This is a genomic window from Aureibacillus halotolerans (genome assembly GCF_004363045.1).
Taxonomy (GTDB): domain Bacteria; phylum Bacillota; class Bacilli; order Bacillales; family DSM-28697; genus Aureibacillus; species Aureibacillus halotolerans.
This window is the reverse complement of the sequence record NZ_SNYJ01000001.1, coordinates 64,055-83,365: the sequence shown is the minus strand read 5'-3', so window position 1 is coordinate 83,365 and position 19,311 is coordinate 64,055. Positions and strand designations below refer to the sequence as shown.

At 43.1% G+C, this 19,311-nt stretch carries 24 protein-coding genes; 16 read left to right on the top strand and 8 right to left on the bottom strand.

Going from position 1 to position 19,311, the window contains the following annotated elements:
• The first annotated feature begins 14 nt into the window (after positions 1 to 14).
• The 6 genes from EV213_RS00425 (at position 15) to EV213_RS00400 (ending at position 3,253) form a co-directional block, all read left to right on the top strand.
• Entirely contained in the window at positions 15 to 578 is a 564-nt protein-coding gene (locus EV213_RS00425; protein WP_166639099.1) for a stalk domain-containing protein, read from the top strand.
• 148 nt (positions 579 to 726) lie between these two features.
• Positions 727 to 912, top strand: coding sequence for a hypothetical protein (locus tag EV213_RS00420; RefSeq protein WP_133578501.1), 186 nt, complete (start codon positions 727 to 729; stop codon positions 910 to 912).
• Between the two features lie 264 nt (positions 913 to 1,176).
• Positions 1,177 to 1,473 carry a hypothetical protein gene (locus EV213_RS00415; protein ID WP_133578500.1) on the top strand — a complete coding sequence of 99 codons (297 nt, stop codon included), beginning with the start codon at positions 1,177 to 1,179 and terminating at the stop codon, positions 1,471 to 1,473.
• 53 nt (positions 1,474 to 1,526) lie between these two features.
• Positions 1,527 to 2,363: a DUF6398 domain-containing protein gene (locus EV213_RS00410; protein WP_133578499.1), complete on the top strand. Its 837-nt coding sequence runs from the start codon at positions 1,527 to 1,529 to the stop codon at positions 2,361 to 2,363.
• Positions 2,364 to 2,391: 28 nt separating this feature from the next.
• Positions 2,392 to 2,844, top strand: a complete 453-nt coding sequence (locus EV213_RS00405; protein WP_133578498.1) for a hypothetical protein — start codon at positions 2,392 to 2,394, stop codon at positions 2,842 to 2,844.
• A gap of 94 nt (positions 2,845 to 2,938) precedes the next feature.
• Positions 2,939 to 3,253, top strand: coding sequence for an L-rhamnose mutarotase (locus EV213_RS00400; protein WP_133578497.1), 315 nt, complete (start codon positions 2,939 to 2,941; stop codon positions 3,251 to 3,253).
• A 431-nt stretch (positions 3,254 to 3,684) separates the two neighbouring features.
• On the opposite strand, the gene EV213_RS00395 is transcribed toward EV213_RS00400, so the two are convergent.
• From EV213_RS00395 to EV213_RS00380, 4 genes are all read right to left on the bottom strand, one after another.
• Positions 3,685 to 3,960, bottom strand: coding sequence for a hypothetical protein (locus EV213_RS00395; protein ID WP_133578496.1), 276 nt, complete (start codon positions 3,958 to 3,960; stop codon positions 3,685 to 3,687).
• A complete protein-coding gene (locus EV213_RS00390; protein WP_243739933.1) occupies positions 3,947 to 4,903 on the bottom strand; it encodes an aldo/keto reductase in 957 nt (318 codons plus the stop codon). The genes EV213_RS00395 and EV213_RS00390 overlap by 14 nt, the downstream gene beginning before the upstream one ends.
• Positions 4,904 to 4,993: 90 nt before the next feature.
• Complete coding sequence (locus tag EV213_RS00385; protein ID WP_133578494.1) at positions 4,994 to 5,806, bottom strand: helix-turn-helix transcriptional regulator; 813 nt, start codon at positions 5,804 to 5,806, stop codon at positions 4,994 to 4,996.
• A 140-nt stretch (positions 5,807 to 5,946) separates the two neighbouring features.
• Positions 5,947 to 6,633 (bottom strand): methyltransferase domain-containing protein, encoded by a 687-nt coding sequence (locus EV213_RS00380; protein ID WP_133578493.1) that lies wholly within the window; start codon positions 6,631 to 6,633, stop codon positions 5,947 to 5,949.
• Between the two features lie 118 nt (positions 6,634 to 6,751).
• On the opposite strand from EV213_RS00380, the gene EV213_RS00375 reads away from it, so the two are divergent.
• Together EV213_RS00375 and EV213_RS00370 are read left to right on the top strand one after the other, a co-directional pair.
• A complete protein-coding gene (locus EV213_RS00375) occupies positions 6,752 to 7,045 on the top strand; it encodes a 4a-hydroxytetrahydrobiopterin dehydratase (protein WP_133578492.1) in 294 nt (97 codons plus the stop codon).
• A 181-nt stretch (positions 7,046 to 7,226) separates the two neighbouring features.
• On the top strand, positions 7,227 to 8,072 hold the full coding sequence (locus tag EV213_RS00370; RefSeq protein ID WP_133578491.1) for a DegV family protein: 846 nt from the start codon (positions 7,227 to 7,229) through the stop codon (positions 8,070 to 8,072).
• Positions 8,073 to 8,979: 907 nt separating this feature from the next.
• On the opposite strand, the gene EV213_RS00365 is transcribed toward EV213_RS00370, so the two are convergent.
• Genes EV213_RS00365 through EV213_RS00355 form a run of 3 tightly spaced genes read right to left on the bottom strand, consistent with a single transcriptional unit; the run spans position 8,980 to position 10,714 of the window.
• Positions 8,980 to 9,417 (bottom strand): DoxX family protein, encoded by a 438-nt coding sequence (locus EV213_RS00365; protein ID WP_133578490.1) that lies wholly within the window; start codon positions 9,415 to 9,417, stop codon positions 8,980 to 8,982.
• A 32-nt stretch (positions 9,418 to 9,449) separates the two neighbouring features.
• Complete coding sequence (locus EV213_RS00360; protein WP_133578489.1) at positions 9,450 to 10,121, bottom strand: YqeB family protein; 672 nt, start codon at positions 10,119 to 10,121, stop codon at positions 9,450 to 9,452.
• Between the two features lie 2 nt (positions 10,122 to 10,123).
• Positions 10,124 to 10,714, bottom strand: a complete 591-nt coding sequence (locus tag EV213_RS00355; RefSeq protein ID WP_166639098.1) for a TetR/AcrR family transcriptional regulator — start codon at positions 10,712 to 10,714, stop codon at positions 10,124 to 10,126.
• A gap of 148 nt (positions 10,715 to 10,862) precedes the next feature.
• On the opposite strand from EV213_RS00355, the gene EV213_RS00350 reads away from it, so the two are divergent.
• Entirely contained in the window at positions 10,863 to 11,102 is a 240-nt protein-coding gene (locus EV213_RS00350; protein ID WP_133578487.1) for a hypothetical protein, read from the top strand.
• A 58-nt stretch (positions 11,103 to 11,160) separates the two neighbouring features.
• On the opposite strand, the gene EV213_RS00345 is transcribed toward EV213_RS00350, so the two are convergent.
• Complete coding sequence (locus tag EV213_RS00345) at positions 11,161 to 11,820, bottom strand: SOS response-associated peptidase (RefSeq protein ID WP_133578486.1); 660 nt, start codon at positions 11,818 to 11,820, stop codon at positions 11,161 to 11,163.
• A gap of 331 nt (positions 11,821 to 12,151) precedes the next feature.
• Between EV213_RS00345 and EV213_RS00340 the strand changes: the two genes are divergently transcribed.
• The 7 genes from EV213_RS00340 to EV213_RS00310 all read left to right on the top strand — a co-directional run bounded on the left by EV213_RS00340 (position 12,152) and on the right by EV213_RS00310 (position 19,257).
• On the top strand, positions 12,152 to 12,859 hold the full coding sequence (locus EV213_RS00340; protein WP_133578485.1) for a response regulator transcription factor: 708 nt from the start codon (positions 12,152 to 12,154) through the stop codon (positions 12,857 to 12,859).
• Positions 12,860 to 13,864 carry a sensor histidine kinase gene (locus EV213_RS00335; RefSeq protein ID WP_133578484.1) on the top strand — a complete coding sequence of 335 codons (1,005 nt, stop codon included), beginning with the start codon at positions 12,860 to 12,862 and terminating at the stop codon, positions 13,862 to 13,864.
• 82 nt (positions 13,865 to 13,946) lie between these two features.
• A complete protein-coding gene (locus tag EV213_RS00330; protein ID WP_133578483.1) occupies positions 13,947 to 14,711 on the top strand; it encodes an ABC transporter ATP-binding protein in 765 nt (254 codons plus the stop codon).
• Positions 14,686 to 16,596: an FtsX-like permease family protein gene (locus EV213_RS00325; protein WP_133578482.1), complete on the top strand. Its 1,911-nt coding sequence runs from the start codon at positions 14,686 to 14,688 to the stop codon at positions 16,594 to 16,596. The genes EV213_RS00330 and EV213_RS00325 overlap by 26 nt, the downstream gene beginning before the upstream one ends.
• Positions 16,597 to 16,771: 175 nt before the next feature.
• Positions 16,772 to 17,596 carry an aldo/keto reductase gene (locus EV213_RS00320; RefSeq protein ID WP_133578481.1) on the top strand — a complete coding sequence of 275 codons (825 nt, stop codon included), beginning with the start codon at positions 16,772 to 16,774 and terminating at the stop codon, positions 17,594 to 17,596.
• A gap of 88 nt (positions 17,597 to 17,684) precedes the next feature.
• Positions 17,685 to 18,278, top strand: a complete 594-nt coding sequence (locus tag EV213_RS00315; RefSeq protein ID WP_133578480.1) for a DUF7010 family protein — start codon at positions 17,685 to 17,687, stop codon at positions 18,276 to 18,278.
• Positions 18,279 to 18,351: 73 nt separating this feature from the next.
• The gene (locus EV213_RS00310) at positions 18,352 to 19,257 is read left to right on the top strand and encodes a LysR family transcriptional regulator (RefSeq protein WP_133578479.1); all 906 of its coding nucleotides are present in this window, start codon (positions 18,352 to 18,354) and stop codon (positions 19,255 to 19,257) included.
• Positions 19,258 to 19,311 lie beyond the last annotated feature (54 nt).

Genomic DNA, 19,311 nt, shown 5'->3' with positions numbered 1-19,311 from the left:
TTGGAGAAGCATGGATGACGGTGAATGGAAACCGTGTGGATTTGGACACGGAGGCTGTCGTAACGAATGACACGACAATGGTGCCATCGCGATATTTAGCAGAGGGTCTTGACATCAAAGTCACTTTGGAAGCAAAATACCGAAGGATTGGGCTGGAAAGTGAGATGTTTTTTAAGGAGAGCGAGCAATGGAAGCTGGAGGAGCTGCATAATCGAGACATGAGTTTTGAAGGCGAATTGGTGCCGTTAACAGCTGTGTATAGCGATGTTCCTTTCAGAGGGTTTCCGAATAGTGGGCGACTCAAAGTATACGTGGCCAATATTTCTGGCCAGGTCGTAAAAGAACATCAATTGCATTGGAGTGCTTTTAATTATGTAGGTCCAGACTCTTACGCATACGGGACGTTTGGAATAACCGATCCGATGGATGGAACAGGTCTTAATGAAACCGACTTGCCTTCAGGTGATGTGTTTATGCATCAGATCCTTAAAAAATCGTACGATACTTCAACATCTGGAAAACATAAATACTTGTTTATGCACTTCTTTAAATCCGATCATGAGTTTGCAGATAATTAAGCTAACAAGCGACCGCATGTTGCCGACATGTGGTTTTTTTGTTAGAGGTATAAGAGATGCTCAAACATCGTGCTAGCAGTTGATCAATGGGGAAACTTCCCATATGATGAAGGTAGCCATTTTTAGATTGAGATTGGAGAGGGAAGCTTTGATCACGTATATTGTCTTCGGCGCTGTATTCATGTTTGCCCTTTTTTGGGTGAACCTGCTCATCATGACGTTGATTGGAAAAACGAAGCGAGAGCGTTCCATTTCGTCGATATTCTTTTACACGTTGCTGCAGTGTGTTCTGATTATGGGTGCATTTGCAGTTCTGGATTTATGGATCATTTAATAAAGAAACGGAGGGTGAACGCATGGCATATGCCTTAGAGGAATCGTTAAAGCTTTTGCGTTTGAGGGACCGTCTAAGAAGTGGAGTTGGTTTACGAATGTGGAGGAAAGTGATGGGAGCTTCGGTATTTTAGAGGGGGATAGAAAACCTCTATGTAGAAAATGACCACTTGATCTAATTAGACGTGCGTTGTTATGATTAATTAAAGCTTCATTTTTGTTCATCTTGAAGATGTATCATTTTTAAAAAGGGAGCGGACGGTTTGTGGGGAAAAGACATTCAGATGCTGCTTGGGCTGCTGCAAAAAAACGCTGCCGCCTAAACGAAGCAGATATTTCGATGGCAAAAGAACTAGGCATGACTCCAAAAAGTTTAGAGAAAAACATTCCTTCACCGACTCAGCAATGGAAGGATCCAGTGAAAATCTGGGTACGTCGACTATATGAGGAGAAGTTTTGTCATGTTCTCAAGCCGAACAATTCATCAGCGACGAGAGTTAAGGATACTCACAAGACGCATAGCAAAGTCGAAGAAATTAGCATTGATGAAGTGCCTTTTTGATCCTTTTGCTTGGTTACATTCAAATTCAAAACAATCAGGGTAAGGTGTACATTATGTCAACAAAAAAAGAAAAAGTAGCCGAAAAGAAAAAGCAACTAAAAGAATTATCCCTGGCATTCAGCCAAGAGCATTTAAATAGCGAGTATGATGAAGTGATTGAAAAACTTATTGATAAAATGGGTAGAAAGAGAGAGGTTCCTTTTTTAACAGGTCGTATGGATATTTGGGCAGCTGCAGTCGTTCATTCTCTTGGAACAATTAATTTCTTATTTGACAAATCGTTTGAACCTTATGTGGCGGTCTCGGACATTTGCGAATTTTTCAATACAAAGCAAAGCACAAGCGTACAAAAGTCAAAAGTAATCAGAGACATGTTTAAAATGTCTTATTACGATAATGAATTTTCTACAGCTTCAATGAGTGAATCAAGTCCCTTTAACAGCATGTCAATGATGAATGGGTTCCTTCTTTCTAATGACCTTGTAAAAGATAAAGTCGTAGAATGGGAGGCCGAAGTTGCTAAAATCCTTGGCATCGATGAATTAGACCCGTCAAAAGATTATCATGATAGTGACATTTTTAGATTTCTGGCAGTTACTCCAGAAAGGCTTGAAACGTTTTATACATATTTACAGGACAATTTGTCATTTCCTTTTGACGCGATGTATGAAGAAGAGAATGGGCCAACGTCGGTTTTGCAAATGGATGTCACATGTGTTCAACTAAATCAAGATATAAAAATTGACGATATCTATGCGATCTTAATCGATGTGAAAATTGATGAAGGAGTAGTGACCCTTCCATTAGGATCAATGACTGTTAGTAGCAAAAATCAAAATGCAGATCTCATTGAGCTTTACAACCATTGGTTTTGGGTGTATCATTCCTAACCCATTATAAAGATTGGAGGTCTTATCCATGGCACATGCCTTACAGGAGTCGTTAAAGCTATTACTGAAAGAAGCGTTTGAGGGACCGTCTGAGGAGTGGAGTTGGTTTACGAATGCGGAGGAAAATGCCGGGATCTTCGGTATTCTTGAAGGGTTACCCGCAGAGAAGGCATCATTGTCAAGGAATGGATCAACCATTGCGGCGCATGCCGATCATGTGCGTTACCATATGTGGGGAACGAATGAGTTTTTGAGAACAGGCACATTCCCTGATATGGATTGGCAACAGAGTTGGCAAATCAATGCGGTCAATGAGGCAGAATGGGATGACATCAAGCAAGCTCTAGTAAAGGAATTCAACACCTTGCTAGCAGGAATCGATCAGGTGCAATGGGACGAGGCTCATGCGAATGAAATGCTGGGCTCATTGGCGCATGCAGCCTATCATCTTGGGGCGCTCAAGCAAATGATCAAAGCATGAACTAAATATCATGAATCTGAAAATTGACAATTTGTAATCGGTTTCATACGATGGAGACATGTATCCAACTAACAAACATTGGAGAGGTGTTTAAATGAAACGGTATATGTTTATCATGTCTTGCAAACCAGGCTCAGAAGTAGAATACGAGAAGCGCCATAAAGAGGTGTTTCCAGAGATGCTAGAGGCCCTGCAACGAAACGGTTTTCACAATTACAGTATTTTTATGGAAGGCAATACGCTATACGCTTATGTGGAAACGAATGATCTTGAAGCGGCGAACAAACGAATGGAAGCAGAGCCTGCCAATACAAAATGGCAATCGTACATGAGTGATATCCTCGAAATGGACGAGAACGGACAGCCGAAAATGAAGCTCATTCAGCATGAAGTGTTTCATCTCGATTGAGTCATAGTTTCTATTCAAAAGGGGCTGTCTCAAAAGCCCTTTAATGTAGAAAGCCTCGATGCTTTGAACAACTGCGTCGAGGTTTTTCGTGATTTAAATTCAAATGGGCATTTTAAGTGCACACTTCAATGAAGAATAAATTGATGTTGAGTTCCTACCTGCCAGTTGTAGCTTGTTTTTAATTGCCCATGTGATCATCTTTCATTCGCATAAAGGTCGTATCATCATCGACTTTCGAATAACGTGCTTAAAGAAGGTGAATAAAGCAGGCCATTTCACATCCGAGGGTGGGCTGTTTTTTCACTAATAGGTTTATCATTCGCTTGATGTTTACCACAAACGCATTTAAGCAGGCTTGTTATCGCATGCGGAAAAAGTAAAAGCATTTTATGCAGAAACAATATATTAGCGTAGTCAAAATACGTAGACTCTTACGGCAAAGAAAACACGACGAAGTCTTTTTGAGTCGATGTTGCACTTGTACCCTTTAGGGTGGAACAGCGCGAGCTGAAGATCCCGGAGGAAAGCTTTTGCTTTCCGAGGAAGCTGAAGCCGTGCCCGGCGGCAAAGAAAACACGACGAGGTCTTTTCGAGTCGATGTTGCGCTTGTGCCCTTTAGGGTGAAAGCGAAGTATTTTGACGAAGCGGTTAAAAAAGACCCCTTCACTGTTCACAGAAGAGGTCTTTTCTTTTCTAGATGGCGCCAAAGCGACTTCCCGCAGCAATGCCTTTAGGAGAGATCCGTTCAATCTCTTCCAAATCACCAGCCGATAACGTCACGTCCAACGCACCGATGTTTTCTTTTAGACGATCCAAGTGTTTGGTTCCTGGAATAGGGACAATGTGCTCGCCTCTTGAAAGGAGCCAAGCCAAGCTTAGTTGCGCTGCCGTACACCCTTTTTGATGAGCCAAGTCTTCAATCAAAGAAACAACGTTGAGGTTTTTAGCGAAATTTTCACCTTGAAACCTTGGAAAATGACGGCGATAATCGTCCAAAGGTAGATCCTCAAACGTCTTGATTTGACCGGTTAGAAAGCCACGACCAAGAGGGCTATAAGGGACTAAACCAATCCCTAGCTCGTTCAGTACAGGAATGACTTCATCCTCAACTTCCCTGCTCCAAAGCGAATACTCAGTTTCGACCGCAGTAATCGGGTGGACGGTATGCGCGCGACGAATGAGGTCAGCAGGAGCTTCTGACAACCCAATATACCGAATCTTACCTTGCTTCACGAGGTCAGCTAATGTACCGATCGTTTCCTCGATAGGGGTGTTCGGATCTGGCCGGTGTTGATAGTAGAGGTCGATATAATCAATGCCTAGACTATAGAGGCTGGCGTCTACCGATTTTTTAATATAAGCTGGATCCCCTTTTGGTCCTTGACTATGCGTTACACCAAACTTTGTGGCAATAATGGCCTCATCTCGTCGACCTTTTATGGCACGACCGACAAGTTTTTCATTGCCTCCAAACTGTCCAAGCAAAAAGTCGCCATAAAGATCAGCTGTATCAAACATCGTCACTCCAAGATCCAACGCTCCATGAATTGTGCGAACAGACTCCTCGTTATCAGGCATCAGCATCGTTCCGAGACCGAGGGCAGAAACTTCAAGACCTTCATTACCAAGCTTTCGTTTTGCAAGCATCATGGACTCCTCATTTCTATACACTTAAACGTTATATTTAGTCTAAATCACATCGATGAGGCCAGCCACACAATGCTTTTACTAGTAAAAAAATTACCCGTCAGCAACTATTTGGTCCGAAACGGGTGTGTAGATACAGATGTGAACATTTGCGTTTCCAGGCATGTTGACGAGTGAATGCATGTCATATGTCGTGAGGGAATTCGTATCGTCCATCTGTAAAGTCAGTCTGTTCACTTTCTTACCCTGGACATCGTATTGCTTCCATAATCGTTCAAATTCAGTATTGCTTTGGATTAAATGATTGACTGTTTCGTCAAACCACGGATCATCACGGTGCTTGTCATAATATGTACGGAAGACCGCAACTGAATAGCTTGTGAATTCCTCAATGTTTAGGATACGACGGCGCAAGACATCGTCTTCCATTAATAACTCAATGAAGTAACGCTCTTGGATGGGGATGGCGGAAAAGTCGGTCAGCTTTTCTTTTGCCGCCTTGTTCCAAGCGAGAATTTCCGTTCTTTCATTTGTGATATGCGCTGGATCTTCAAGTTGGTCGATCATCTTTTGCATCTGCGAAAAGGACATAGCCAACTCTTGGTCAGGTGTTTCAGATGTATGAGAGTCCCAAAGCTGAATTAAATGTTGCTCTTCGTCTGGGGATAGCTGTAATGCACGTGCGATGCTATCAATAACACTTCTTGATGGTGTCAGCTCTCGACCTTGCTCAAGCCAAGTATAGTAGGTCACGCTCACACCAGCCAGGAGAGCTACTTCCTCACGTCGTAGTCCAGGTGTTCGTCTTTGTCCCTGTGGTATAGGGAGGTTTACATCCTTAGGGGATAAACGTTCTCTTCGTGATTTAAGGAATGAGCCCATTACTTTTCTGGTATTGGAAATCATAGACCAATTCCCTCCTTGTGATGTGTTTTCAAATTCTTGACGGTGTATTCACGTACCTGGTTATCCCCCTGATTAAGTGAATAAATAAGAGTGAAAAAAACACCCCTGGCTCAGTATATACAGGGGTGCTGACTTGTGATTTATTTTTCAACAAGAAGCATACGTGAGGCCCCTTTTAAAAATTCATAGGGGACATCCGCTTGAGTGACTCGGCACCCTTGCGCCTCTGCCAAACGGATACAGGCGTCCAAATGTATTGATGGTTTGCCGTTAAGCCCAACGATTGGATAAACGCGAACTTCCCGAGAACTCACGCGAATCAGCTCTTGCAACGCTTGAACATGAAAGGCTTCATCAAAATGCTCTTCATATAAAAATAGAAAATTCGCCGACAACACAAGATCAAAGCTGCTGTCCGTAAAAGGAAGCTGGGGCAAACTTGCTTCCACGTAGCGCTCTGGTGAACGCTTACGATGTGCTGTTGATTTTTCAAGTGCTTCTCGCCTAAAGGCGGTGAGCCCTTCGATTGTCTGATAGGTGCTCCATACATACCGATCCTGTATCGGTTCCAGTGCTTTCATCGTTGTAACGATGTCTTGCGTTCCTTTTTCATAAAGCGCAGAGGCATCAAATGCATACGCGCGATCACTTGCGACAGCATCAACTCCATGTTGGCAAGCATCCGCTGTAAACGAGCAGACACCTGCTGGACAATCAAGCACGCGTAGGCCTTTTAAACGTTCTGATGCCAAATCAAACAATGCCAAGTATTCTCCATGCGTTCGCCCTATGCAAACAACATCCTCTAATTTCATTCCTTCACTCATCTCATCTCGTCTCCTCTCAGCTAAACTCCATTATAGTCTAACATATCAAACAATTCCCTTCATCTGGTTTTAAATCTTGAGCAGAGGGGATACCAACCAAAAGGAGGCAGGTACCACCATGAAAAAGGACGAATTAGCAGACACGCTAGCGGGCATGCCAGGATGGACATATGAAGCAGGTGCTGATCGCATTGAAAAAACCTTTTCTTGTCAGAGTTTCCTAACGTCAATCGCTTTTGTAAAAAATGTCGCCTCGATTGCAGAAGATGTCAATCATCATCCGGAAATACTCATTCAGTACGACAAAGTAACCTTGCGCCTGAGAACACATGATGAGGACAAGGTGACCGACAAAGACCTCTCCCTCGCAACAGCTGCAGAAAAGGCTGCCAATGAGACAGACGGCGTTTAAAAAAATCGCAATCTGTGAACCGACAGATTGCGGTTCTTTTCGTATTGTGACGAAGCTGTGTCAGGCAAGTCCTTCGACATCCGAAACACTAAATGAAACAGTTTACAAAACGATGTTCAAACAGTACGCTTAAGGTCATTCTATCTGTAGAGCTAAAGACCTAGATTTGAGAGGAGCTACTATGCAGCCTATTTCGATTGTCACTGACTCAACGTTAGACTTACCAGACCATTTATTAGAAATGTATGAGGTCCATGTCGTTCCGCTAACGATTACCCTCGACAATACATCATATACCGACCGTGTGGATATTAGTGCACATGAGTTTTTATTAAAATTAAAGCAATCAGAGGACTTACCAAAGACATCTCAGCCCGCAGTGGGTCAGTTTGTTTCAATCTATGAAGAATTAGCCAAAAAAGGACATCAGGTGCTTTCGATTCATATGACGGGCGGCATGAGTGGGACGGTTGAATCAGCAAGGACGGCTGCCTCACAGGTCGACGCCGATGTAACGGTCGTGGATTCGTTGTATACATCAAGCGCTCTAGGATTTCAGGTGTTAGAAGCAGCAAAAATGGCAGCTGAAAATTACTCTATGGCTTCGATCGTAACTCGACTAAACGAAGTTAGAGCCTCAACCACACTTATGATTATGGTGGATACGCTTGAATATTTGAAAAAGGGTGGACGCATTGGCCGAGTCAAAGCGCTTATAGGTTCTTTGTTAAAGCGAAAGCCTGTAGCTCGACTTGAAGAAGGCACATTGAGTCCGATCAACTCTGTGCGTACACATTCTCAGGTGATGAAACAATTTATGCAAACATTTGAAGAGGAAACAAAGGGTCGTGTGACGCGCAGAATAGCGATTGCCCATGCAGATGCAGAGGCTTTGGCTCAAACGTTAAAGGAAAAACTGCTTACTGTGACTTCGGCAGAAATGTTCATTGTTGACACGACGGCAGTTGTTACGGCACACACAGGACCTGGTGCCCTCGCATTAATGTATTATACCGATCAAGAGTAGCTAACACGTTTACGTGCTAGCTGTTTTTGATTTACATAACAAAACTTTCGCGGTGCAAAAACCCTCTTCAACGCTGACTATGGCTGCGTGAAAGCAAGATGAGATAGATGGTTTGACATCTTGAATATTGAGGGAATTTAAAGGTGCAAATGCTCATAATCCTGTATTTTCTAAAATCGCCTTTATAATAACTAAGCGGATCTCTACGTTTTAAATAACTAGCGGCAAAAAAACACGATGAGGTCATTTCGAATCGATGTTGTACCTTGTGCCCTTTAGGGTGCAAAGAAAACACGACCGCTTCATCAAAATACTCCGCTTTCCGCGGGCACGGCTTCAGCTTCCTCGGAAAGCAAGCTTTCCTGCGGGATCTTCAGCTCGCGCTGTTCCCGCAGGAGTCTACGTATTTTGACTACGCTGATGTTTGTTTCTGCGAAAATTGTTTTTATTTTTTATTGGTCTCGTATAATGGGGAAAATGGAAAAGTGAGTTAGCTGTGTTGCTTCAGCAAACAAGAAAAGTAAGCGCATCGTTTCATGCAAAGTTACATCATCTAATGTAGATTGAAGTGTGGACTTCAGGTTTGTTTGTGATTCTGGCAACGTGCAAAATCACCTTCAACGCTAGCTGTACTTGAGTGGAAGCAAGGTGAAATAGTTGAATTGAGCATTTCAAAACAACTTCTGCTGTATTCAGTAAATTTTACAGAATGTGTTCATTATTCATTTCAGAGCGGGGTTTTAAAAGAACCATAAGAAGGAAATTGAAGTTAATAGTATGAATTGTTAGTCATTAATCACTCGTCCATGGAGGTTATTCAAATACGAGAGCTGCCTTCCTTATGAACATACGAGAAAAATAGGATCTATCGTCGGGAGTTCACTACTCTTTTCATTCATACATAGAATTAAGCGACAATTAGCAATAGAAAGCAAAGCACCAAAAGGAACAAAGTGGTCGTAAGAAGGGATGGAGACGGCTTCCCCAGAAACAATAGTTTTAACTCAGCTGCGCGTATATTGGCTGGCAAAAAGCTAACGACAAGTATGGCTAAGCATGCCGCAGCCCATATTTGAGTGATTGGAATTACCATGCCAATCGCCCCTGCGATGAGGAGAACTCCTGCGAAAAAAACAATCTTTTCTGCTTTCGGAAAGCTGGGGGGAATCATCTGGATGAGCTGAGCACGGTGCTTGCCAAAGTGGGCCATTCCTGCCACGAAAAACATCGTACTAAGGGACACTCTAACGCATGTTAACAAATCGCCAAAATAGCTAGCACCAAAATAGTTAAGCCCTAAAGTAAAGGTGAAAGTAAAGAGAAATACGAGAAAAAAACGAAACATATGGAAGACATCCTTTCATTACGGTTAGATCGTTATACTTCTTTGTGCAAGCGCCAGTACTGATGTTTTTCTTTGTTTTGAACGGTCACCCCCAGTTTTTCAACCTCGCGTTTGAGTAGTTTGACATCCTTCGTTTTGTCCTTTTTCATTGCTTTAGCTCTTTCTGTCAAAATCGCGTTTGCACTCGGAGGCAATTCAGTTGTATCAGGCACCCAGAGACGATAATCGTTCTGGAAGGGGTCTGTATCAATCCAAGGGTAGCCATGAGAAATGAAAGCATCACGTACACGTTTTTTTGTAGAGGCGTGTTCTGCGTGTAGCCATTCACGACCAGTGAACCCTACGATCACTAAGTTGGAGTGGTTGAGAAAAACATACTGTATATCCTTTTTTATAAAAATCGTTTTTTCTCTGTTTAACGTTGCCTCCACCTTACAATCTGTCAGAACAACGTCTAAGGTTTCTTTTTTTATCACATCCGCGAGCCAAGCACCTGCGATTAGACCTAGAGCCGTTGTGGCAAATGGGACCCAGAACCCTTTTAACAAAGACAGTTTTTCAAGCCAACCTGGGAGTGGCAGCCACTCTATCGTCATTGCCCAATAAAGGAGCACTGGCAAGAACCAGCCCAAGATCCCACACAGAACAAGAGGACCTATGAAAAAGGCAACTTTTCCTGCCTTTGATAGACCTACATGAGTCATGCTTATACATCCTCTCTCAACAAGACATGATTAACCGCCAAACGCCAAACGAGCTCAGCGTCCACTGCGATTCCCATAAAACGGTAGCTTGACAGATTATCAAGCAGTAGGGCAAGTGATTGAGCACTTGCTTCAGTATGCTCGGGTTTACAAACGCCTAACGCGATTCCCTTTGTAATAAGTGATTGAAAGCCTTTTATATAATCCAACTGCATCGTTTTTAGTCGTTCTGCATAAGTAGCATCTCGACCTGAGAGCACCACGAATTCCATAAGAACCCGGTACATCACCTGATGCTCTGGAGCATCGTCCGGCAACGTTTTCATCCCACTCTCAAAAAGAAGGGAGGCGAAATTATCCTTCGTAAACGCTTCAAGGTCGAAATCATTTTCAAACTTGTAATCACGAAAAACGATTTCAAAGATCGCCTGAATTAATGCTTCCTTTGAATCGAAATGATAATATATGGCTGGTTTTGAAATGCCGATTTCTTTCGCGATCATCGCCAAGCTCGTCCGGTCAATGCCATGTTTTGCAAAGAGGCCAAAAGCCACGTCAATAATCTGCTGAGAGGTGAGTTCTTTTTTTTGCATGGGCTTTTCTCCTTTTTTACTTACCGGTAAGTAAATTTTATAAGTAAATGATCCGATTGTCAATAATGGCTTGACCAATGTGTGGACAACGTTTTTCCAGCGAGAAAGAGTCATAGACTTCTAAAAAACCTCTAGGAGGCATTGAACGATGGCACATACATCAGAATGGCATTTTGTAGACGTGTATGCGCGCAAAGGATTTGCCAGAGAAGTGTTTTGGTCAGACATCATTGGCGCCACCGTGTGCTATTATTCCGCGAAAAACATCGTACACTACGATATGGTTGCCATTCTTTTTAGCGTCTTCAGCTCCATTTTTGTCCGTCGTTGTTTAAGGGAGGCAGGCTACAAAAATCAGATCGTCGTTGTGAAGGTGTTGCGTAGATAGTGGAATGGTGCATGGAGTTATTTTTGCGTTGCAAAAGTTGAGATTTGTAATGCTTTGGTTATATGGGCTCAACCACAGAAGCATCTTCATTTTTGGGAGAGTTGACAGCTTTTGATACAGCATATGCCTTCATCTTATGAACATAAGGCACCAAAATTGATGTCAACAAAGAGGGGTCTTTCTCTTTGGCATCGAGCCACAGCTGTTGGGTGTTTTCGGAGAGAATGACGGGCATGCGATCATGCAAGGGAGACATGAATCCATTAGGCGCTGTAGTGACAATTACACAGGAAACGATCTCTTCCTTGCCGTCTGTCCAGCGGTCCCATAAACCAGCGAAGGCAAAGACGTTTTCCTTCTCCAGTGCAATTCGATACGGTTGTTTTGCGTCGCCTTGCCGGGTCCATTCATAAAAGGAGTTTGCAGGAATCAAACAACGACGTCGGGGGAGTAACCGCTTAAAAGCTGGTTTTTCAGCTAGCGTTTCAGCACGTGCATTAATGAGTTTATGGCCAATGTTGACGTCCTTTGCCCACGATGGCACAAGCCCCCAACGCAAATAACCTGCTTTTTTACGTCCATTAGCATCACCTACAATGGCAAGCACGTTTTGCGTTGGGGCGATATTGTATCTTGCCCAATTCTCCGCTGGGATGGTTACTTGAAACGTTTCGGCAATTTCCTCGTTTGAAGCAGTAAGTGTAAAACGCCCACACATCTTTTCATTCCTCCTATTCAACCATAGCCCACAATGTTCTTCTATCTTTCAGTATGGACGGGAGAACATCCACTTTAAACCAAAAGACTGTTATGATGTAATTGGTATGGAGAACGGTCAGTTCCTTTACAAGTCATGCCGGACATAATTTGTCCAAAAGGGTGTGTTAGCTGCTTCTTCATAAAATGAGTGAAGGTTCTTTTTAACGTATATTACGAATGAAGCATTTATGAATCATGAGGCCAGTGTATTGAAAAGCGCAATTGGTCACTACGGATTTTATGATCGTTAACTATGTACATAAGGACCAAATGAAATGGAGACATTAGGTATGGCACAAATTATGATCGTTGAGGACGATCCTAAAATTGCAACACTGCTTCAACAACAATTGCATAAATACGATCATCATGTTTTTGTGGTCACAGACTTTGCTGACATCATGGGTGATTTTCATAAGCTCAAGCCTGACATTGTCTTGCTGGACATTAATTTGCCGCGCTTTGATGGGTATTACTGGTGTCGCCAAATTCGGAATGAGTCGATTTGTCCGGTGTTGTTTATTTCGGCGCGAACGGGTGAAATGGACCAAATTTTGGCGCTGGAAAATGGCGCAGATGATTTTATTACGAAACCCTTTCATGCAGAAGTCGTGATGGCGAAAATCCGCAGTCATTTGCGTCGTGCCTATGGGGAATATGCTGCAAAGTCAACTGAACAAGTCATCGAACAGCATGGACTTGTTCTTTACCCAGAACGATTAGAGCTTAACTTTGCAGAAAAAACAGTCTCCTTAACAAAAAAAGAAGCGGATACGATTGAACGTCTTATGGACCGTTTTCCTAGAGTGACTAGCAGGGAAGACTTGCTTGAAAAACTTTGGGATGTGGAAGCGTATGTCGATGAGAATACATTAAATGTCAACATCACGCGTGTGCGGAAGAAATTTGCTGAGCTTGGGCTTAACGATATTGTTGAAACTGTGAGAGGGGCGGGGTATCGATTACATGTCACATGGGCAGGAAAGGGTGATACGTAAGTGAAGATTTTCTTAAAGGAGCATATTTTTTTGGTTGTGCTTCAAGTGCTTCAAGCCGTGGTCTTTCTTTATTTGTATTGGATGGACGGGAATACAGATTCGTTTGCCATCCTCAATTATGCATTTCTGATCAATGTCTTTTTTTTAGGCTGTTACCTGGTGTATCGCTATGCCAGTCAAAAGCGGTATTATGAGCGATTAAGTCGTCCGTTAGAAACACTGGAGGAAACCTTTGAACAACTTGATATGGCACCCGTTCCAGAGGCATTTACTAAGGTTTTACATAGTCAATACAAGCTGTATCAGGAGCGGTTGAAACGTGCAGAGCAGCAACAAAAAGAGCACCTAAAATACATCGACATGTGGGTGCATCATATGAAAACGCCTTTGTCCGTTATTGAATTGACCGCAGAGCAATTGGACGAGCCGGAATCGTCGAATGTACGCGAGGAAACGGACCGGATGAAGATTGGGCTGAACAAGGTGCTTTACATGGCGAGGCTGCGGACGATAGATCGGGACTTTGCCGTTGCCCCAGTACATGTCGCCGGGCTCGTTCATGACGTGAATCAAGAGCACAAAAGGTATTTCATTCGCCACGAAGTATATCCCCATTTTACGGCATCACGTCCAGACATTATTGTCGAGTCAGATGAGAAGTGGCTCCGATTTATTTTGTCTCAGCTTATTGAAAATGCAGTCAAATACTCGGCAGGAAAAAGCAATCGAGTAGACATTAAATTGTATGAGAATAGCAATGGAGCGGTTTTGGACGTCTGCGACTACGGCGTAGGTATCTCAAAAACAGATGTAAGACGCGTATTTGATGCCTTTTTTACCGGCGAAAATGGGCGGCGATTTCGAGAGTCAACGGGGATGGGGTTGTTCCTCTCAAAGCAAGCAGCTCTATATTTAGGCCACAAATTAGAGGTCAATACACAACAAGAAAAAGGGACAACCTTTCGCATCGTCTTTCCTACTACGCAAAACCTTACATCGATGTAAGGCAATTGAAAGATAAATCGATAGAGGCAAGAGCCGACGAAGCGTAAGGTAAAGGGGAGCTTTGTAGGAAAGGAAGGATTATATGTTACAAGTAAACAAGGTAAGTAAGATATATGAAGGTAAAGTCGCCTACCGGGCGTTAACAGACGTTGATTTAACGACCGAGCCCGGAGAATTTGTCGGCATTATGGGACCATCAGGTAGTGGGAAAACGACATTGTTGAATCTGATTGCGACGATCGATGAACCGACCACTGGAGAGATTCTGATTGGTGGGGAGAATCCGCATAAATTAGAGAATGAGGAGTTGGCGAAGTTTCGTCGTCGTGAGCTTGGGTTTGTTTTCCAAGACTTTAATCTTCTTCATACCCTTACAATCGAAGAAAACATCGTCCTGCCTTTGACATTGGACGGTGCAAAGGTTCGCGAAATGAAGCAAAAGGCAGAGTCGATCGCAGAAAAGCTTGGCATTACTGACTTAATGGGCAAACGAATTTACGAGGTGTCGGGGGGACAAGCACAACGTGTGGCAGTGGCGAGAGCAATGATACATTCGCCAAAATTGCTTCTCGCAGATGAACCAACAGGCAACCTTGATTCAAAATCCTCCAAAACAGTCATGCAAATGCTATCCAATATTAATCAAACAGAGAAGACGACGACGATGCTCGTCACCCATGATCCACAAGCGGCAAGCTACTGCGATCGCGTCGTGTTTATACGCGATGGCATTTTGTTTTCAGAAATTCACCGGGGGGACAATCGCCAAGCCTTTTTCCAAAGCATTCTCGACACGTTGTCATTAATGGGGGGCGACGGTCATGACCTTTCGTCAATTCGCGTTTAACAATGTGCTCCGCAACAAGCGTATTTACGCAGCCTATTTTTTAAGCAGTTTGTTCACGGTGATGGTGTTTTTCACGTTTGCTATATTTGCCTTTCACCCTTCGCTCGCTGCTGAGAACATTTCACATGCTCAAACTGGAATGACTGTTTCTGGTGGAATCATTTATGTGTTTTCGTTCTTCTTCGTGCTTTACTCTATGGGTTCGTTTTTACAGAGTCGAAAAAAAGAATTTGGCCTGCTCGTTATGCAGGGGATGTCCTTGAGGCAAGTCCGTTCTATGGTGTTTCTTGAAAATATGCTGATTGGCTTCCTTGCAACTGTTGGAGGAATTGGCTTAGGTCTGCTGTTCGCGAAAGGTATTTTATTGACAGCTGAAACCGTCATAACAATAAAGACAGCACTGCCCTTTTATTTTCCGAGAGAGGCCATTGTAGTGACACTGCTTTCCTTTCTTTTGCTGTTCCTTGTCATTTCGTTTTCAATTACCCTTCTGCTTCGAAAAAGCAAGTTGCAACGTATGATCAAAGGTGATGTGCAATCGAAGGGAGAGCCAAAAGCATCAGTTTTTCTAGCTACCCTCGCCGTCCTTTTGCTTGCTGGTGGATATGTCGTTTCCGTCAATGTGCAAGGTGCCGTTGTGGTGTTGGCGCTCTTACCTGTTGTTCTTGTTGTGACCATAGGAACCTATTTATTTTTTACACAAGCCAGTGTCTTTTTGGTTCGCCTGTTAAAGCGTAGGAAATCGTTGTTTTGGAAAAAAACAACTATGCTTCTGTTTTCAGACTTGGCCTTTCGTATGAAGGACAATGCGCGGACTTTTTTCCTAGTCTCGATTATCTCAACAGTCGCTTTCTCTGCCATCGGCACACTATATGGCTTGCAGTCTTTGCTTTTAGGTGGAATTGAAGAGGATAACCCCTATACGTTTAATTATAAAGTGAACGGCGATATCAACAGCCCAACTGAGGATAATAACCTTGACCTGATTAAGAAAACTTTAGACAGATACAATATTCAAACAGAATCTGCATATGCACAATTGAATTATTATGAGCTAGATCTCAATAGGGCGATATTAATCATCCCGTTATCCGTGTACAATGAATTTGCTCAGCTTTCAGGACAATCACCTTTAACACTAGGTACAAACAAGGTGACGGTCGTAACGTATTATGACTCTCCGTCTCAAGGCATGCTTAGGTTTGCAGAGGATGATCTAGTGTCAAAGGTACAAGCATCAGTAATAGAACTGACCAACGGACAATCGCTCATGCCCGGTGATGAAACGGTCATTGCCTCTAAGGTGATTCCTGAAACGAATCCGTATTTTGTCGTTTCAGATGAGGCGTTTCAGCACCTTCCAACCCCTGTGCAGAGCAATGCGACGTATGTATGGAATACGACTGACGCTAAGAAACAGGATGTTATCCAAGTCGGTGGTGAGCTGAAAGAAAAGGTAGGACCACTAGATTTTGCTGCCGTCGACTATGAATTGTACGCCTTAGGCCAAACCTTTGGTCCCATATTGTTCGTAGGCTTGTTCATCGGCATTGTCTTTTTCGTTTCTGCTGGCAGCTTTCTGTACTTTAGACTATATACAGATCTGGACAGCGATAAAGAAAAGTTTAAGGCAATCGCAAAAATCGGCCTTACAAACAAGGAATTGAATAAAGTCATTACACGGCAAACGGCGATTCTTTTTTTTGCGCCCATTGCTGTTGCCCTCATTCATGGGGCGGTCGCCCTAACAGCGATGGCTAATGGATTTAAAGCGAATTTAACAGTGCAATCGGGAACAGTCCTTGTAGCTTTTCTTGTGATTCAAGTGATTTATTTTCTTATTGTCCGCTACTTGTATACGAGGCAAATTCAAGCTGCAGTGTAACAATGATTAAACCCCAGGGCGGAGATGCTTTGGGGTTATTGCTCATTTCTAAACTTTGTGTAATCACAATGTGTGAACATGGTTGTCTTGCTTATTCATAAGCAAAAAAAACGCTTTTTTGACTTGTATATGTCATACTACAAGTGAAAAATTGAGCGACGAAGGAGCGGTTAGCATGCAAAATGTAACGCTGAATAATGGTGTGTCGATGCCACAATTAGGTTTTGGTGTTTGGCAAGTCGAAGATGATAAAGCGACTTCCGCAGTTTCTAAAGCGCTGGAGGTAGGCTATACATCGATTGATACAGCGATGATTTATAAAAATGAAGTAGGGGTAGGTAAGGCGATTAAGCAATCTGATATTCCAAGAGAAAAGCTATTCATTACAACAAAGGTATGGAACAGTGATCAAGGCTATGACCAAACTCTTGAAGCTTTTGATGCCAGTCTTGAACGTCTAGGCTTGGAGTACATTGACTTATATTTGATTCATTGGCCTACGCCAAAATATGACAACTATGTGGATACATACAAGGCATTAGAAAAGCTCTATAAAGATGGCAGAGTAAAAGCCATTGGTGTCTGTAACTTTGAGATTGAGCACTTGCAGCGTTTGCTAGACGAGTGCGATGTTACTCCAGTTCTGAATCAGGTGGAGTGCCATCCTGGTCTTGTACAGAAAGAGCTAAAGGAATTTTGTGCGAAGCATAATATTTTCATTGAGGCATGGAGTCCCCTTGCTCAAGGTGGGGATATTCTAAGAGATGAAAAGCTTAAAGAGATTGCAGATCGCCATGGCAAAACCAATGCACAGGTCGTTCTTCGTTGGCATCTGCAAAACAATTCCATTGTGATTCCGAAATCCGTCACACCGTCCCGAATTGAAGAAAATTTTGATGTGTTTAATTTTGAATTGACCTCTGAGGAAATGGCATTTATTGATGGTTACGACAGCGGCGATCGAAAAGGCGCTGCGCCTAACGAGATGCACGCACGATAATAGTCAAGAAAAAATGCGGTAACGACTTGCAACGTTACCGCATTTTTTTTGTATACTTAAAAGGACGTGAATGAGGGGGAAGGGTAAGATGAGCATGTATTTAGCTGATCAAGTAAAAGGTGCAGCAACGGGAATGATCTTTATGGCTGTATTTTCGGTCCTTTGGGCATATACGGGAACGTTAGGGCTGCAAGGGTGGGGTGAACCATGGGTCTTCCTCTTGTCGATGATGATAAGTATCCTGCTTATGGTTGGCGGCATTTATTTAATGAAATCCTCAAAAAAGTTGACACGAAAAACAGAAGATAAAACTTCGCGGGGAGACCAGCTTACCACGCAGCGAGTATTTAATTTGGTCTTTGCCTTAGAGGGCGTTGCTATTTTTATCGTCGCCTTTATGCTAAATCAATTTAACCTAGCTGAACATATTCCCGCGAGTATTGCAATCATTGTTGGTGTTCATTTCATACCGTTAGCTTTTTTATTTCGCTTAAAGCTCTATCACTGGGCTGGTGGGGCTCTTTGTTTACTCGGTCTCATCTCATTAACAGTGGCCCCAAATGAAATCGTTGTTTTTGACCATTCCATATGGCTTGCTTGGATCATTGCCAGTTTCGGATCGGCAGTTGTACTTTGGGGTATAGGGGGAACCATCTGGGTTACAACGAAAAAAGCGATATAATGATGTTTAGTGCAAATGGGAACGTCCTCTTTATGACATAATACTGAAGAAATCCTTTCAAGGAAGTGTACGCATGAATATTAAATGGCTTGAATTGTTTTGTTACATTGTTGAAGAAGGAAGCATAAGCAGTGCGGGACGACGAGCCTTTATTTCGCAGCCCTCTGTGACAAAAAATATACGCTCCTTAGAAGATGTATATGGCATTTTGTTATTTCAACGTGAGAAAAATAGCTTAACGCTGACGGACGCTGGGGAGTTACTGTACCCTCATGCCAAAGCGATGCTCGCCGAATACCAAAATTCAGTAGAGGCGATTGGGCACTTAAAGGATGCATCTTTTTCCCGCTTGAATATTGGCGCCTCCTTTACACTTGGTGAGTACGTTCTGCCGCCTGTGATCCAAGCCTATCAAGATGTACACACCCATGATCGCGTACAGCTTGCGATCTATAACACGCCCACCATTTTACAAATGCTGGACATGCAGACGATTGATATGGCATTTGTTGAAGGGGAAGTTGAGAGTAAATCATTTCACGCCGAAGCGATCGCGTACGACGAAGTCATTCTTATTGTCGATCCTAAGCATCCTTGGGCAAATCAACACCATGTTTTTGCGCGCGACTTGCTTGGACATGCCTATGTGTCTAGAGAAGAGACCTCGCACACGAGACGGATGGTGGAGGAACATCTGGCTAAAAAGATTCAAACGAAAGAGCTTAACCGCTGCTTGGCTTTAAGCACAACACAGGCGGTGAAAAATGCCGTACAGTCAGGTCTTGGCTTTGGTTTTGTGTCCGCTGCAACCGTTCAACATGAACTGAAGCATGGTCTGTTAGTGCAAGTGGACCTGGCAGATGTGAAATTGACGAGACCGTTTTGGTGTGTGACGAAGCCAATGCGGTTTGAAAAGCCATCGGCTGCTGCATTTTTACAGCTGACGAAAAAACTGATTGATTCCGGATCACATAGATAAGTTACATATACTAACTATACCAATGAGTTCTGTGAAGTTGCTTCAAATTGGAAC

Coding starts and splice junctions, on each gene's coding strand:
- EV213_RS00425 (WP_166639099.1), top strand. CDS start 15: ATGACGGTGAATGGAAACCGTGTGGATTTGGACACGGAGGCTGTCGTA.
- EV213_RS00410 (WP_133578499.1), top strand. CDS start 1,527: ATGTCAACAAAAAAAGAAAAAGTAGCCGAAAAGAAAAAGCAACTAAAA.
- EV213_RS00405 (WP_133578498.1), top strand. CDS start 2,392: ATGGCACATGCCTTACAGGAGTCGTTAAAGCTATTACTGAAAGAAGCG.
- EV213_RS00400 (WP_133578497.1), top strand. CDS start 2,939: ATGAAACGGTATATGTTTATCATGTCTTGCAAACCAGGCTCAGAAGTA.
- EV213_RS00390 (WP_243739933.1), bottom strand. CDS start 4,903: ATGATGCTTGCAAAACGAAAGCTTGGTAATGAAGGTCTTGAAGTTTCT.
- EV213_RS00385 (WP_133578494.1), bottom strand. CDS start 5,806: ATGATTTCCAATACCAGAAAAGTAATGGGCTCATTCCTTAAATCACGA.
- EV213_RS00380 (WP_133578493.1), bottom strand. CDS start 6,633: ATGAGTGAAGGAATGAAATTAGAGGATGTTGTTTGCATAGGGCGAACG.
- EV213_RS00375 (WP_133578492.1), top strand. CDS start 6,752: ATGAAAAAGGACGAATTAGCAGACACGCTAGCGGGCATGCCAGGATGG.
- EV213_RS00370 (WP_133578491.1), top strand. CDS start 7,227: ATGCAGCCTATTTCGATTGTCACTGACTCAACGTTAGACTTACCAGAC.
- EV213_RS00365 (WP_133578490.1), bottom strand. CDS start 9,417: ATGTTTCGTTTTTTTCTCGTATTTCTCTTTACTTTCACCTTTACTTTA.
- EV213_RS00360 (WP_133578489.1), bottom strand. CDS start 10,121: ATGACTCATGTAGGTCTATCAAAGGCAGGAAAAGTTGCCTTTTTCATA.
- EV213_RS00355 (WP_166639098.1), bottom strand. CDS start 10,714: ATGCAAAAAAAAGAACTCACCTCTCAGCAGATTATTGACGTGGCTTTT.
- EV213_RS00350 (WP_133578487.1), top strand. CDS start 10,863: ATGGCACATACATCAGAATGGCATTTTGTAGACGTGTATGCGCGCAAA.
- EV213_RS00345 (WP_133578486.1), bottom strand. CDS start 11,820: ATGTGTGGGCGTTTTACACTTACTGCTTCAAACGAGGAAATTGCCGAA.
- EV213_RS00340 (WP_133578485.1), top strand. CDS start 12,152: ATGGCACAAATTATGATCGTTGAGGACGATCCTAAAATTGCAACACTG.
- EV213_RS00330 (WP_133578483.1), top strand. CDS start 13,947: ATGTTACAAGTAAACAAGGTAAGTAAGATATATGAAGGTAAAGTCGCC.
- EV213_RS00325 (WP_133578482.1), top strand. CDS start 14,686: ATGACCTTTCGTCAATTCGCGTTTAACAATGTGCTCCGCAACAAGCGT.
- EV213_RS00320 (WP_133578481.1), top strand. CDS start 16,772: ATGCAAAATGTAACGCTGAATAATGGTGTGTCGATGCCACAATTAGGT.
- EV213_RS00315 (WP_133578480.1), top strand. CDS start 17,685: ATGAGCATGTATTTAGCTGATCAAGTAAAAGGTGCAGCAACGGGAATG.
- EV213_RS00310 (WP_133578479.1), top strand. CDS start 18,352: ATGAATATTAAATGGCTTGAATTGTTTTGTTACATTGTTGAAGAAGGA.